Consider the following 14,011-nt stretch of genomic DNA (forward strand, 5'->3'; position numbering starts at 1 on the left):
TAAATAATGTAAGTCCAGAATGATTTAGACTGTCATGATTTCCTTCTCCTTCTCGTCCATCAGGTTTTCGAGCTGCTTGATGTACTTGTCGTGGAGCTTCTGCAAATCGTTCTCAGCATCCTTCTCCAAGTCTTCAGAAAGTCCATCCTTGATAGCTTTCTTCAACTTATCCTTGATTTCCTGGCGCACGTTGCGCACCTCAATCTTAGCACGCTCAGCAATCTTATTACACTGCTTTACGAGTTCCTTACGGCGCTCACCTGTTGGCTGAGGAATACCCAGACGTACGATTTCGCCATTGTTCTCAGGAGTGATACCTACACCACTATCCATAATAGCCTTTTCGATATCCTTGATAGCCTTTTTGTCCCAAGGGCGGATAGCGATAGTACGGGCATCAGGGGTTGTAACTGTAGCTACCTGGTTCAGAGGAACCATACTGCCATAACTATTTACGCGCACACCATCGAGGATGGCTACATTAGCACGACCTGCACGAACATGAGAGAGTTCCTCTGCGAGATACATTGCTGCCATCTCCATACGCTCTGCTGCAGAATTCAAAGTTTCTTTAACGTCTATCATAATTATATGTTTTTATTTTATTAATTCTAATCTTTTCAATTCTTCGCCCACATAGTTGGTGAGTTCTACAAACTGCTGGATAGTGAGCTGTTCAGGGCGCTTGGTCATAATGTCTGTGGTGTAGAAATCCTCGCGTGGGGTTACACCCGGGAACATCTGCTTGAGGCTTACACGGAGCATCTTGCGACGCTGGTTGAAGACAGTCTTAACCAGACGCTTAAACAGTTTTTCATCACAGCCAAGGTCAGTCACCTTGTTACGAGTCATACGGATTACCGCACTCTTTACCTTGGGTGGTGGGTTGAACACATTCTCATCTACCGTAAAGAGATATTCCACATCATACCATGCCTGGATGAGCACACTGAGGATACCATAGGCTTTGTTACCTGGTTCTGATGCCATACGCAATGCCACCTCGCGCTGGATCATTCCGGTACAGCAAGGAATGAGATCCTTGTAATCGAGCATCTTGAAGAATATCTGCGATGAGATATCGTATGGATAATTACCTGTCAGTACAAACTGCTTTCCATCGAATATCTGGTTCAAATCCATTCTCAGGAAGTCTTCACCGATAATATTATCCTTGAGTGTCGGGAAATTCTCATGAAGATACGCCACCGACTCCGAGTCGATTTCCACAGCCTTGACGGGTCTTGGTTTCTCTACGAGATATTGGGTAAGAACGCCCATACCTGGTCCGATTTCGAGAACAGGTATATCCGGGCAGGCATCCACCGTATCGGCGATGCGCTTTGCTATATTGAGGTCGGTCAAGAAGTGCTGACCGAGATTCTTCTTAGGCTTTACAGCTTTCATATCTTATCTTTATATTATATATTTTGCAAAAATACGATTATTTTTTGAGAATCCACACGAAGTATGCGATTTTTTTTATCTTTTTGGGTAAAAAAGGGAAAGAGCCACTTGTTTCTTAAAAAAAAGGCTATACTTTTAGCCATAAATGGCGCCCAAGCGTTTATTTATGCTAAAAATATGCAGATTCGAACGATATTGTCAATAAAAGTATTATCTTTGCATCTAATTATGGATATAAAGAAGATAGCAAACAACATATGGAAGGTGGCTTTGTCGCTCATTCTGGGTGGCGCCATCCTTTATTGGATGTATCGCGGATTCGACTTCAAGCAAGTAGAAGATGTTCTGCTTCACAAGATGAGTTGGACCTGGATGCTGCTGTCGTTCCCTTTTGGCATCTCTGCCCAGGTGTTCAGAGGATGGAGATGGAAACAGTCGCTGGAACCATTAGGCGAGAAGGCCCGCTCCAGTATCAGCGTCTACTCCATCTTCCTGTCCTATGCTCTGAGTCTTGTAATTCCTCGTGCGGGCGAGTTTGCCAGATGCGGCGTATTGAAGAAATGGGATGATGTTTCGTTTCCGAAAGCCTTGGGTACCGTCGTTACAGAAAGAGCCATCGATTCACTCCTCGTGCTGATGATTACGGCGCTGGTCTTTGTGATGCAGATTCCGGTATTCCTCAATTTCTTTGAGAAAACAGGTACGAGCATGGACAGTTTATTCTGCCAGTTTACAGCCACAGGTTACATAGTGACAGCTATCTGTGGCATAGCAGTACTCATCCTGGCTCACTATCTGCTCAAGCGACTCGCTATATATAATAAGGTGAAAGCAACACTGGGAGGACTCTGGCAAGGTATCATCTCGCTGAAAGGTGTCAGAAATGTACCGCTCTACATCGCCCTTACACTGGGCATCTGGTTGAGCTATTTCTTCCACTACTATCTCACCTTCCAATGCTTCGAGGCAACCTCCCATCTTAATCTGATGTGCGGTCTGGTGACATTCATCGTGGGCAGCATAGCGGTCATCGTACCAACTCCTAACGGAGCCGGACCTTGGCATTTTGCCGTCAAGACAATGCTCATTCTCTATGGCATTCAGGCAAACGATGCCCTCTTCTTCGTTCTCATCGTACACTCCGTGCAAACCCTGCTTGTGGTCCTTTTGGGAATCTATGCCTGGATAGCACTGGCGTTTACCGGGAAAGTGAAGAGTGAGGAGTGAAGAATCCTCTTGCTTTAGGGGCGTATGTCCAACTTAACATTGAACATTTAACATTAAAATAAAAATAATATGGCTGACATTAAGAATTTGAACCCAGTTGAAATCTGGCGTAACTTTGACAAGTTAACACAAGTTCCACGTCCATCTGGACATTTGGAAAAGATTCAGGCTTATTTGCTCGATTGGGCAAAAGAAGCAGGTGTAGAGGCTTTCCAAGACCCAGCAGGCAACATCGTGATGCGCAAACCTGCTACTCCAGGTATGGAGAACCGCAAAGGCGTTATTATGCAGGCGCACATGGACATGGTTCCTCAGAAAGCACCAGACAGCAAGCATAATTTTGAAACAGACCCTATCGAAACCATCATCGATGGCGACTGGGTACGTGCTAATCATACAACACTCGGTAGCGACGACGGACTTGGCGTAGCTACCATCATGGCGGTAATGGAATCAAAAAATTTGCAGCATGGTCCTATCGAGGGCTTGATTACCGCCGACGAAGAGACAGGCATGTATGGTGCCAACGATCTCCCTACAGGCGAACTGAACGGCGACATTCTCTTGAACTTCGATACCGAGGTTTGGGGCGAGTTCGTTATCGGTAGCGCTGGCGGTATCGACATCACAGCAACTCTCGATTATAAAGAGGTAGAAACCGACAAGGAAGATGCTGCCGTTAAGGTAACCCTCAAGGGATTGAAGGGCGGTCACTCCGGTATCGAAATCAACGAAGGCAGAGCGAATGCCAACAAATGCATGGTTCGTTTCGTTCGTGAAGCTATTTCAGAACTCGATGCCCGTCTAGCTTCATGGCAGGGCGGCAACATGCGCAATGCCATCCCATTCCAGGCTGAGGTTGTTCTGACCCTGCCTAAGGAGAACATTGAAGCTTTGAATGACCTGGTAGCAGACTGGAAGGACGAAATCTGTGATGAGTTCGAAGGCATTGAAACAACTGAGAACATCGAGTTCTTCGCTGAGAATGTAGAGACTCCAAAGATGCAGGTTCCTGCCGAAATTCAGGATAATCTTGTAGATGCAATCTACGCTTGCCACGATGGTGTATTGCGTATGGCTCCATCTATGCCTGAAATCGTAGAGACCTCTTCAAACCTCGCAATCGTTGAGATTGGTGACGGCAAGGCTGCTATCAAGATTCTGGCCCGTTCTAGCCACGAATACTACAAGATGTATCTTGCCACAATGGTAGAGAGCTGTTTCAACATGGCAGGCATGAAGGTTGAATTCAGCGGCAGCTATATGGGATGGAACCCTAACCCTAAGAGCGACATTCTGGAACACGTATTGAAGGTTTACAAAGAGCAGAACGGCACAGACGGTAAGGTACAGGCTGTTCACGCAGGTCTGGAGTGCTCTATCATCCTGAGTAAGTATCCTAACCTCGATGTCGTATCATTCGGTCCTACTCTTCTTAGTCCTCACACAGCCAATGAGCGTTGCCAGATCAGTTGCGTAGCTCCTTTCTGGAACCTCGTCAAGCAGCTCCTGACAGAGATTCCTGCAAAGTAAAAAATGGGGAACGAAATTACAAAAAGATTAAAAAAGAAAGCCGAGAGTGAAAATTCTCGGCTTTTTTGTTCCAGTTTTCAAAAGAAATCATTACCTTTGCAGTCGATTTCGCAAGTCTTGTAAAATCTCTGTAGCAGATCATACAAATTCACTTGCATAAGTTTCATTAAAATAACACCAAAATGGACGATTATCACGCGGAGAACAATAATGAATTGTAAGGCGTGGAGATTCAGCAACGATGAAGCCTTTCAGTAGGCCGTACCCAAGCGCTAGTCTCCATACCCCAAACTTTTATTATGTGGAGATTAGCAAACTATGAAGACTTATTGGAATATAGACAAGAATCTGACTGTACTCAATGAGTGGCAGCCAAACTGCTGGATACAAGTAACATGTCCAACTGATGAAGACCAGCGCTTGCTGGAAGAAGAATTCAAGATCCCTGATTATTTTCTCTCGGATATCAGCGATACCGATGAGCGTGCCCGCTATGAATATGACGATGGCTGGATGCTCATCATCCTCCGTATCCCTTATGTCAAGGAAATACGCAGCCGTACCCCATACACCACCGTGCCTCTGGGTATTATCCATAAGCGCGATGTTACCATCACCGTATGCTATTATGAAACCAATATGATGATTGATTTCGTAAGCTACCAGCAGAAGCGCAGCGAGGGGTTCACCGACTATGTAGACATGACCTTCCGTCTCTTCCTTTCATCAGCGGTTTGGTATCTGAAGCGATTGAAACAGATCAATTCGCTCATAGAAAAGGCAAAACGAAACCTCGATCATGGTGTGAACAATGAGAGCCTGATTGGCCTGAGCCGCCTGCAGGACTCCCTTACCTACTTCATCACCTCTATCCGAGGCAACGAGAATCTCCTGTCTAAGTTGAAGTTCAAGCTGCAGGTGGACGAACTTGATGCCGACCTCATCGAAGACGTAAACATCGAGATGACACAGGCACGCGAAACCACAAGCATCTACTCCGACATTCTGGAGTCGACGATGGATACCTATTCGAGCATCATCAACAACAACATGAATACCACGATGCGTACCTTGACCAGTATCAGTATCGTCATGATGTTGCCTACGCTGATTTCCTCATTGTTCGGTATGAACTTAATCAACGGTATGGAAGACAGCCATTACGGATTTGCCATTGCCCTGGTTATCTCCGTGCTCGTTTCTGCACTTTCATGGGGCTTCCTCAGATACAAGCGCCTGCTCTAAGCATATACCACTCTGATATGCATTAAGTAGCCCGAAAGAGCACATAAAACGATGATTAGCAAGAAAAAGGCAATTATAAATACAAAAAAAATTAAAAAATCGAATATCATGGCAAGATATTCGATTTTTTTTTTTAAGTTTGCAACTTATTAATAATATAATTTTGTATGGGGTCGAATTGCGGATAAGCGACTACCGGCCCAAGAAACTCGAATCATAAACTAAACAAAGTGACATGATGGACTCTCAAGAAAAAGCTCTGTTGCAGCAGAGCACCCTGGAAGACCCTGCCAAGAAGGCTTATGCCACCAAGCAGGAAGTGCTCGAAAGAGTAAAGGAAATCGCTCATAGCAGCGAAAATCCAAACAAGGAGGAACTCGACCTACTCAAGACTACTTTCTACAAGATTCATCTCGCAGAAAGAGACGCACAGATGAAAGAGTATCTCGCAAAAGGCGGTGACCCAGAGAAGTATATTCTTCTACCGGATGACACCGAAGAAGCCTTCAAGGCTGAGATGCAACTCATCAAGGAGAAAAGAGCCAAGATCTTCCTGGCACAAGAAGAAGAAAAACAAGATAATCTCCGCAAAAAAGAGGAAATTATCGAAAAGATAAAGGCCATGACCACCTCACCGGAGGAGGCCAACAAATCATATCAGGACTTCAAGGCCTTGCAGCAGGAATGGAAGGAAATCAAGAACATCCCTGCAGACAAGGCAAACGAGGTATGGAAGAACTACCAGCTCTATGTAGAGCAGTTCTACGACATGCTCAAGTTGAACAGCGAAGCCCGCGAATATGATTTCAAGAAGAATCTTGAAGCCAAGACCAAACTCTGCGAGGCTGCAGAGAAACTCAATGAGGAAGAGGATGTTATTTCTGCCTTCCACCAGCTTCAGGACCTCCACCAGCAATATCGTGAGATTGGTCCTGTTGCCAAGGAGTTGAGAGAACAGATTTGGGAGCGTTTCAAGGCTGCCAGCACTGTTATCAACAAGAAGCACCAGCAGCACTTCGAAGACCTGCGTGCCAAGGAAGAGGAAAACCTCGCCAAGAAAACTGCCCTCTGCGAAAAGGTAGAGGCTGCCAACCAAGGAGAATACAAGACTGCTAAGGACTGGGAGAAGGTTACCCAGGAAATCATAGAGATTCAGAAAGAGTGGCGCACTATCGGTTTTGCCCCTCAGAAGATGAACGTCAAGATTTTCGAGCGTTTCCGCATCGCCAACGATGAATTCTTCAACAAGAAGGCAGAATTCTTCAAAGGATTGAAAGATACCTACTCTGCCAATCTCGAAAAGAAACAGCAACTCGTAAACAAGGCAAAGGAACTGGCTGACAGTACAGACTGGAAGAAGACTGGCGACAAGTTCATCGCTCTTCAGAAAGAATGGAAGAAGGTGGGTACCGTACCTCATAAACAAGGCGAATTGCTCTGGAAGGAATTTCTGGATACCTGCAACAAGTTCTTTGAAGCCCGCAACAAGCAGAATGCCGGTTCACGCAGCGAGGAACATGCCAATCTAGACAAGAAGCGCAACATTATTGCCCAGCTCAAGGAACTTGTAGTTGCAGAGATTTCAGACAACGATTTCCAAAAGAAGCTCAAAGATCTTGCCAAGCAATATAGTGCAATCGGACACGTTCCTTTCAAAGAGAAAGACAAGGTCTATAAAGAGTATCATGAGGCTATCGATGCAGCCTACGAGAAACTTCATGCCACCAACGCAAAGCGCCACTTCGACAACTTCAAGAACAACTTGAAGAATGTTGCCAAGGAAGGCGGCAATGCACTCGGCAATGAGCGTGGCAAACTCTTGCGCCGCTACGACCAGTTGCGCAGCGAGATTACTACTTACGAGAACAACCTTGGTTTCTTCAACACAGCCAGCAAGAAGGGCAATAGTCTGGTAGAAGAAATGAACCGTAAGATTGAGAAACTCAAGGCTGACCTCGAAATGGTAAAGCAGAAAATCAAGGCTATTGATGCCGAGAAGAAATAAATACAATAAACCCCAGGGCGAAAGCTCTGGGGTTTATTGTTATGAATACTCCATAAAACAGAATTCCTATAAACAAAAAAAACACCTTTCATTACTGAAAGATGCCTTACCGTATGAGTTGGGATACCCGGACTCGAACCAGGAATGACAGGACCAGAATCTGTAGTGTTACCATTACACCATATCCCAAACTTAAAATAGAACTTTTTGATTGTTGGGATACCCGGACTCGAACCAGGAATGACAGGACCAGAATCTGTAGTGTTACCATTACACCATATCCCAATATCAGCAAGCGAGATGTTCTTTTCTCAATTGCGAGTGCAAAGGTACTAGTTTTTTTTGAACCTACAAAATTTTTCGGCACTTTTTTCTAAAAAAAGCGCAATTTCTTTAATTTTCCACATTTTTTTTGCCTTTTAAGTCGATTTTCCATTATAATAATGTATCTTTGCAGAAAAATAGAGAATATAAATTAAGTAAGAAAGAAAAGATAAATGAACACAGTTAAACAACTCGTAGAGACTATTAAAGAAGGTATACAAGAAAAGAAAGGTCAAGACATTGTTATCGCCGACCTGACAGAAATCGATGGAAGCATTGCCAAGTACTTCATCATCTGCCAGGGAGGAAGCCCTACTCAGGTTGAAGCTATCGCAGGTTCTGTGGGAGACATCGTGCGCAAGAACCTGAAAGAAAAACCTGTAAATGTAGCAGGTCTCGGCAACGACCAGTGGGTGGCAATGGACTTTGTTGACGTATTAGTACACATTTTTCTTCCGGAAGTACGTGCTTATTACGACCTCGAACATTTATGGGAGGATGCAAAGCTTACCCATATACCTGATCTCGACTAGTCAGTCTCTCCCATCCTACATGATGGATCAGACATTGTTTTTCGACTAAAAGTTATACATATAAAATAAAATGGAACAAAGCAATAATATGAAGCCTCGTGGCAATGGTGGACCAAAGATGCCACGATTTAATATGACCTGGCTTTTCACCATCTGCCTCATCACCATGATCATCCTCTTCTTTACTGGAGGAGGCGATGCGATTGGAGGCAGCGCTGCCAAGGAAGCCACATACACCCAGTTCAAACAGTATGTAGACAAGGGTTATGTGCTCAGTGTTGTGGCCAATAAAACAGAAAGCACCCTCAAGATATACATCAACCCGAAATATACGCGCGATGTATACAATATGCCGGCAAAGTCTGTAGGTCCTAACCCATACGTAAAAGTACAGTTCGGCTCGGTTGACGAAGTGGAACGCTATGCCAACCAGATGTTGAAGGAAAAGAAGATACGCTCCTTCAGCTACGACAACCAGAAGGATAACGACTTCTTAAGCACGCTCTTCAATCTGGCGCCTCTGCTCTTCTTCGTATTCTTCATCCTTTGGATGTCTGGAAGATTCAGCGGCGGTATGGGCAGCGGCGGTATGGGCGGCGGCATCTTCAGCGTGGGCAAAAGCAAAGCTAAGATGTACGAAAAGGGAAATGCCATCGGCATCACCTTTAAGGATGTGGCCGGACAGGAAGGTGCCAAGCAGGAAGTGAAGGAAATTGTAGACTTCCTGAAAAACCCACAAAAATATACCGACTTGGGTGGTAAGATTCCAAAGGGAGCTCTTCTCGTAGGCCCTCCGGGAACTGGTAAAACCCTCTTGGCTAAGGCTGTTGCCGGCGAGGCTGGCGTACCTTTCTTCTCCATGAGCGGTTCCGACTTCGTTGAAATGTTCGTAGGTGTAGGTGCCTCACGTGTACGCGACCTGTTCCGCCAGGCTAAAGAGAAATCACCTTGTATCATCTTTATCGATGAGATTGATGCTGTAGGCCGTGCCCGCAGCAAGAACCCAGCCATGGGTGGTAATGATGAGCGCGAAAACACCTTGAACGCTCTCCTTACAGAGATGGATGGTTTCGGCACCAACAGTGGTGTCATCATCCTTGCAGCTACCAACCGTGTAGACATGCTCGACAGCGCCTTGCTCCGTGCCGGACGTTTCGACCGCGAAATTCACGTAGATCTCCCTGGTTTGAACGAACGTAAGGCTATCTTCCTGGTTCATCTCAAACCTATCAAGATTGACGAAACTGTAGATGTTGATCTCCTGGCACGCCAGACTCCAGGTTTCTCGGGTGCAGATATTGCCAACGTTTGTAACGAGGCAGCCCTCATTGCTGCACGCCACGACAAGAAGGCTGTTTGCAAGCAGGATTTCCTCGATGCAGTAGACCGTATTGTAGGCGGTCTGGAGAAGAAGACTAAGGTGATGACTGCCGACGAGAAGCGTAGCATCGCTCTCCACGAAGCAGGCCACGCAACCATCTCATGGTTCTGCCAGTATGCCAACCCTCTCATCAAGGTTACCATCGTGCCTCGTGGTCAGGCTCTCGGTGCAGCATGGTATCTGCCAGAAGAGCGCCAGATAACCACAAAGGAACAGATGCTCGACGAGATGTGTTCATTAATGGGTGGACGTGCCGCAGAAGAACTCTTCACCGGTCATATTTCGTCAGGAGCCATGAACGACCTGGAGCGCGCCACAAAGAGTGCTTATGGTATGGTAGCTTATCTCGGTATGAGCAAGACGTTGCCAAACATCTGCTTTTACAACCGGAACGAATATGCATTCCAGCGTCCGTACTCTGAGTCTACAGCCCGCGAGATAGACCAGGAAGTTCTGAAGATTGTCAACGAGCAGTATACCCGTGCCAAGAACATTCTGATGGAGCACAAGGAAGGCCACAATGCCTTAGCAGAACTTCTGATCAAGAAAGAAGTGATTATGGCAGAAGACGTAGAACATATCTTTGGCAAGCGCCCTTGGTTGAGCCGTTCGCAGGAAATCATGGAAGACGAACAGCCTAAGATAGACGATGACGCCGTAAAGGAGCTTCCTGAAGTTCAGGCTGCCATCAAGGAGCATGAAGAGAACCAGAAGAAGAATGCAGATTCTGAAGAGACTTCCAAGAAGGATGAAGGTTCGGAAGAAAACAAGAACGAATAAAACAAACTGATATGACTGACAAACAGAAGAATCTAGTGATAAGATCCATCACAGGCGTATTTTTCGTGGTGTGCATGGTATCTTGCTTTCTCAATCCCAGGGCAATGGTTATCCTGTTCGCCCTCATTACCGGATTGAGCATCTGGGAGTATTGCGGATTAGTTAACCAGAAGGAGAACGTTACGGTAAACCGTTTCATCAGCACCGTGGCGGGTGTTTACTTCTTCCTTGCCGTGGCTGGTTTCCGCATGGGCATTGTGGGCAATTTCGTGGTTTTCGTACCTTATCTGCTCACCATCCTCTATCTCTTCATCAGTGAACTGTATACGGGCAATAAGGATGCCATCAACGATTGGGCTTACACCATGCTCTCTCAGTTGTACATCGCCTTGCCTTTCTCGATGATTAATGTATTGAGTTTCGAGACATCAGCTTTCGATGGCCAGATACATTACGACATGCTGCTGCCTTTGAGCATTTTCATTTTCCTCTGGACCAATGATACCGGTGCCTATTGCAGCGGTTCGCTTTTCGGCAAGCATAAGCTCTTTCCTCGCATCAGTCCAGCCAAAAGTTGGGAAGGCAGCATAGGCGGAGGCATATTCGTACTGATAGCAGCAGGCATCATCGGCTATATCGCCAACGATGGCGAAGCCCATCGTCTCAGCATTCTCGGTTGGGAAGGTTTAGGTCTGGTTGTGGTATTCTTCGGCACATGGGGCGATCTGGTAGAAAGCCTCTTCAAGCGTACCCTCGGAGTAAAGGATAGCGGCAACATCCTGCCAGGACATGGAGGCATGCTCGACCGCTTCGACTCTTCGCTCATGGCGATACCAGCAGCAGTAATCTACCTATACACCATCCAGTTGTTTGGATAATACATCTTTTATGAGATAAAGGCCAAACCTGCAGTTTGGCCAAGCACAAAGAAAGGCAGGGATTCCTCAAAGAACCCCTGCCTTTTTTTTCATATCACCATAAAAAACACAAGTAGCTTCGTTGGCTCACGAAAGTAGTTGCGATAAACTATGCTGTTATCTGTTATATTTCTTCAGTGCCTGCTTCACCATCTTGCCCCATGTCTTGATGAGATCATCTGTAATCTTTATGGGTGGCTGCATAGAAATGAAGGGTATACATCACATTCTCCACACCCTCGATAGGACTCTTTGCCACGATATTAATATCCTGGTCCCAATGCGGACAGCCCATCAGGATGATATTATCCGGATCATACTTTCTGATTTCCGTGATGATGGTTTTAGCGTATACCTTCAAGTCTGCCTTAGTCAGCAGTTCTGCAGCGGATTGATATCCGCCACAGAACTGAAAGAGATTACTTTTTATTAAAACATTTCACCTTTTCCCTGTTCTTCTTCAAAGTGTTCACCCTTCTGGGCTTCCTGCGCCTCATACTGTGCCTGGGCTGCACGCTGCTGAGCCTCACGTGCTTTAGCCTCAGCCGCCAATCGGGCTTTTTCTGCTCTTATTCTTGCCAGTTCAGCCTCTTCTTCTGCTCGCTTCTGCGCCGCCAAAGCTTCCTCTTCGGCACGTTTCTTAGCAGCCTCGGCTTCAGCTATCGCCTTCTGTCGCGCACGTTCTGCAGCCTCAGCTGCGGCTTTGGCTTCAGCTTCAGCACGTTCACGAGCCATACGGAGAAGCATTTCCCTACGCTTAACCAGAAGATCAAACATGATGCCCGCAGCCTCATCCGGCGCAACCTTATCGCCTAACTGAGTTCGAACTTCCTGATATTCTGCCAACATCTTATCCCTGCCAGGTTCTCCCGGAAGAATCTGATAAAGTTCGTTGGCAATACCATCAACCGAAAAGCGGTCGGCAAGCATCTCCGGCACAATCTCCTTATTGGCGATAAGATTCACCAGCGAGATAAACTTCACCTTGATAATATGTTTGAAACCGAAACGGATGAGATGAGGTACAGGTGTTTCATAACATACCACCTGAGGCACATCGAAAAGAGCCGTCTCTAAGGTTGCAGTACCACTGGTAACAAGAGCTGCCGTAGCATGCGACAAGAGCGGATAAGTCTTGTTACGCACCAGTTTGACAGGTGTACCCTTGATAAACTTCTCATAGTAAGCATCGTCTATCGAAGGAGCACCGGCAAGCACCATCTGATAATCTTCAAAACGCTCAGCCACCTCTATCATCGCTGGCAGATTGTCTTTGATTTCCTGCAGGCGGCTTCCTGCCAGCAAAGCGATAACAGGACGATAAGTGTCAAGATTATTCTCCTGACAGAATTCCGTAAAACTCTGATGATATCCCGACCTGAACTCCCCTACTTCCTGAGCCGTAGGATTACCTACATAGTGAATAGGATAACGGTGTTTCTTTTCGAAGAACGGCACCTCGAATGGCAAGATTGAGAAGAGTTCTGCGATATCGCGCTTAATGCTGCGGATCCGCCACTCCTTCCATGCCCATATCTTAGGAGAAATGTAATAATAGGCAGGGATATTAGTGTTCTTTTTCAAGAACTTAGCTATTTTGAGATTAAATCCCGGATAATCTACCAGTATCACTACATCCGGCTTCCATTTCACAATATCTTCCTTGCATCTCTTCAGGTTCGAAAAGATGGTACCCAAATGTAGCAGTACAGGCACAAAACCCATATAAGCCAACTCCTTAAAATGCTTGACGCGAGTGCCACCTTCAGCAGCCATCAAATCACCGCCGAAGAAACGGAATTCAGCAAACTCGTCTATTTTTTTCAACGAGCGCATCAATCTGCTGGCATGCAAATCTCCACTAGCCTCGCCTACTATCAGGTAATACTTCATAATTCAAAATTCTTTAACCAATCATAATCCGTTACATCAATCTTAGTTGGGGTAATAGCGATGTAACCATGATTCACAGCCCATTGGTCGGTATCCGTTGCCTCTGGTTCGTCATTACGGTATTCACCAACCATCCAATAATAATCATATCCATGCGGATGAGTGCGATGATCCACCTCATTGATCCAGGAGCCATGAGTCATCCGGCAACCCTTGAAACCCTTGAACGGAGGCAAAGCCGGGAAGTTGACATTCAGACAGGTATATTCTGGCAATCCCTTCTCCAGCACCATCTTAACAACCTTCAGTACCCCATTGCGCAAAGGAGTGAGATCAGCATTTTCATCATAATTGCAACTGCTGAAGGCTATGCTTGGAATATGCTGCATACAGCCCTCCTTAGCTACACCCATAGTTCCCGAATAATGATTATTCACGCTAGAATTGTCACCATGATTGATACCGCCGATAATCAGATCAGGCTTGCGATCAGCAAGAAACTGATCCAACGCCAGTTTCACACAGTCAACCGGTGTGCCGCTACATGACCAAACCTCCACATCATTCCCCATATTGTGGCGACGCTTCAAGCGCAAGGGAGTAGTAGCCGAGAAGGCACAGGCGAATCCCGAACGGGCACTTTCCGGTGCTACAACCAGCAGGTCGCACCAGTCTTTCAGAAAGTTCACCAGGGTCTTGATTCCATTGGCATGATAGCCATCATCATTCGAAATTAATACTAACGGTTTCTTATTTTCCATAAAAA

10 protein-coding genes, 2 tRNA genes and 2 pseudogenes are annotated in these 14,011 nt (G+C 46.0%); 7 read left to right on the forward strand and 7 right to left on the reverse strand.

Features of this window, described 5'->3' with window-relative positions; translation table 11 throughout:
- Nucleotides 1–24: 24 nt before the first annotated feature.
- Together frr and rsmA are read right to left on the reverse strand one after the other, a co-directional pair.
- Complete coding sequence (gene frr / locus KUA46_RS08875) at nt 25–585, reverse strand: ribosome recycling factor (protein WP_218486901.1); 561 nt, start codon at nt 583–585, stop codon at nt 25–27.
- 12 nt (nt 586–597) lie between these two features.
- Entirely contained in the window at nt 598–1,407 is an 810-nt protein-coding gene (rsmA, locus tag KUA46_RS08880) for a 16S rRNA (adenine(1518)-N(6)/adenine(1519)-N(6))-dimethyltransferase RsmA (protein ID WP_022121436.1), read from the reverse strand.
- A gap of 228 nt (nt 1,408–1,635) precedes the next feature.
- Here rsmA and KUA46_RS08885 point away from each other — a divergent pair, with 228 nt between their 5' ends.
- The 4 genes from KUA46_RS08885 (at nt 1,636) to KUA46_RS08900 (ending at nt 7,417) form a co-directional block, all read left to right on the forward strand.
- On the forward strand, nt 1,636–2,634 hold the full coding sequence (locus tag KUA46_RS08885) for a lysylphosphatidylglycerol synthase transmembrane domain-containing protein (RefSeq protein WP_218486900.1): 999 nt from the start codon (nt 1,636–1,638) through the stop codon (nt 2,632–2,634).
- A gap of 69 nt (nt 2,635–2,703) precedes the next feature.
- Entirely contained in the window at nt 2,704–4,167 is a 1,464-nt protein-coding gene (locus KUA46_RS08890; protein ID WP_218486899.1) for an aminoacyl-histidine dipeptidase, read from the forward strand.
- A 318-nt stretch (nt 4,168–4,485) separates the two neighbouring features.
- A complete protein-coding gene (locus KUA46_RS08895; protein ID WP_022121433.1) occupies nt 4,486–5,412 on the forward strand; it encodes a magnesium transporter CorA family protein in 927 nt (308 codons plus the stop codon).
- A 235-nt stretch (nt 5,413–5,647) separates the two neighbouring features.
- Entirely contained in the window at nt 5,648–7,417 is a 1,770-nt protein-coding gene (locus tag KUA46_RS08900) for a DUF349 domain-containing protein (RefSeq protein WP_118078741.1), read from the forward strand.
- Between the two features lie 118 nt (nt 7,418–7,535).
- Here KUA46_RS08900 and KUA46_RS08905 read toward each other — a convergent pair.
- Together KUA46_RS08905 and KUA46_RS08910 are read right to left on the reverse strand one after the other, a co-directional pair.
- Nucleotides 7,536–7,606 (reverse strand) — tRNA-Gln (locus KUA46_RS08905).
- A 25-nt stretch (nt 7,607–7,631) separates the two neighbouring features.
- Nucleotides 7,632–7,702 (reverse strand) — tRNA-Gln (locus tag KUA46_RS08910).
- Nucleotides 7,703–7,914: 212 nt separating this feature from the next.
- On the opposite strand from KUA46_RS08910, the gene rsfS reads away from it, so the two are divergent.
- From rsfS to KUA46_RS08925, 3 genes are all read left to right on the forward strand, one after another.
- Nucleotides 7,915–8,274: a ribosome silencing factor gene (rsfS, locus tag KUA46_RS08915; RefSeq protein ID WP_006847152.1), complete on the forward strand. Its 360-nt coding sequence runs from the start codon at nt 7,915–7,917 to the stop codon at nt 8,272–8,274.
- Nucleotides 8,275–8,344: 70 nt separating this feature from the next.
- The gene (ftsH, locus tag KUA46_RS08920; RefSeq protein WP_118078742.1) at nt 8,345–10,435 is read left to right on the forward strand and encodes an ATP-dependent zinc metalloprotease FtsH; all 2,091 of its coding nucleotides are present in this window, start codon (nt 8,345–8,347) and stop codon (nt 10,433–10,435) included.
- Between the two features lie 11 nt (nt 10,436–10,446).
- Nucleotides 10,447–11,313 (forward strand): phosphatidate cytidylyltransferase, encoded by an 867-nt coding sequence (locus KUA46_RS08925; protein ID WP_022121429.1) that lies wholly within the window; start codon nt 10,447–10,449, stop codon nt 11,311–11,313.
- Between the two features lie 226 nt (nt 11,314–11,539).
- On the opposite strand, the pseudogene KUA46_RS08930 reads toward KUA46_RS08925, so the two are convergent.
- The 3 genes and pseudogenes from KUA46_RS08930 to surE form a co-directional block, all read right to left on the reverse strand.
- Nucleotides 11,540–11,713: pseudogene (locus KUA46_RS08930) on the reverse strand (cellulase family glycosylhydrolase); the annotation flags it as partial.
- 389 nt (nt 11,714–12,102) lie between these two features.
- Nucleotides 12,103–13,245: pseudogene (gene lpxB, locus KUA46_RS08935) on the reverse strand (lipid-A-disaccharide synthase); the annotation flags it as partial.
- Nucleotides 13,242–14,006, reverse strand: a complete 765-nt coding sequence (gene surE / locus KUA46_RS08940) for a 5'/3'-nucleotidase SurE (RefSeq protein ID WP_153138646.1) — start codon at nt 14,004–14,006, stop codon at nt 13,242–13,244. The pseudogene lpxB and the gene surE, both read right to left, overlap by 4 nt.
- Nucleotides 14,007–14,011: the final 5 nt, after the last annotated feature.

It is taken from the genome of Segatella copri, from assembly GCF_019249765.2.
GTDB lineage: Bacteria > Bacteroidota > Bacteroidia > Bacteroidales > Bacteroidaceae > Prevotella > Prevotella copri_K.

Bases quoted from the DNA above. Each gene is read 5' to 3' on its own strand.
- rsfS (WP_006847152.1), top strand. From the start codon at position 7,915: ATGAACACAGTTAAACAACTCGTAGAGACTATTAAAGAAGGTATACAA.
- KUA46_RS08925 (WP_022121429.1), top strand. From the start codon at position 10,447: ATGACTGACAAACAGAAGAATCTAGTGATAAGATCCATCACAGGCGTA.
- ftsH (WP_118078742.1), top strand. From the start codon at position 8,345: ATGGAACAAAGCAATAATATGAAGCCTCGTGGCAATGGTGGACCAAAG.
- KUA46_RS08890 (WP_218486899.1), top strand. From the start codon at position 2,704: ATGGCTGACATTAAGAATTTGAACCCAGTTGAAATCTGGCGTAACTTT.
- rsmA (WP_022121436.1), bottom strand. From the start codon at position 1,407: ATGAAAGCTGTAAAGCCTAAGAAGAATCTCGGTCAGCACTTCTTGACC.
- KUA46_RS08885 (WP_218486900.1), top strand. From the start codon at position 1,636: ATGGATATAAAGAAGATAGCAAACAACATATGGAAGGTGGCTTTGTCG.
- KUA46_RS08900 (WP_118078741.1), top strand. From the start codon at position 5,648: ATGATGGACTCTCAAGAAAAAGCTCTGTTGCAGCAGAGCACCCTGGAA.
- frr (WP_218486901.1), bottom strand. From the start codon at position 585: ATGATAGACGTTAAAGAAACTTTGAATTCTGCAGCAGAGCGTATGGAG.
- surE (WP_153138646.1), bottom strand. From the start codon at position 14,006: ATGGAAAATAAGAAACCGTTAGTATTAATTTCGAATGATGATGGCTAT.
- KUA46_RS08895 (WP_022121433.1), top strand. From the start codon at position 4,486: ATGAAGACTTATTGGAATATAGACAAGAATCTGACTGTACTCAATGAG.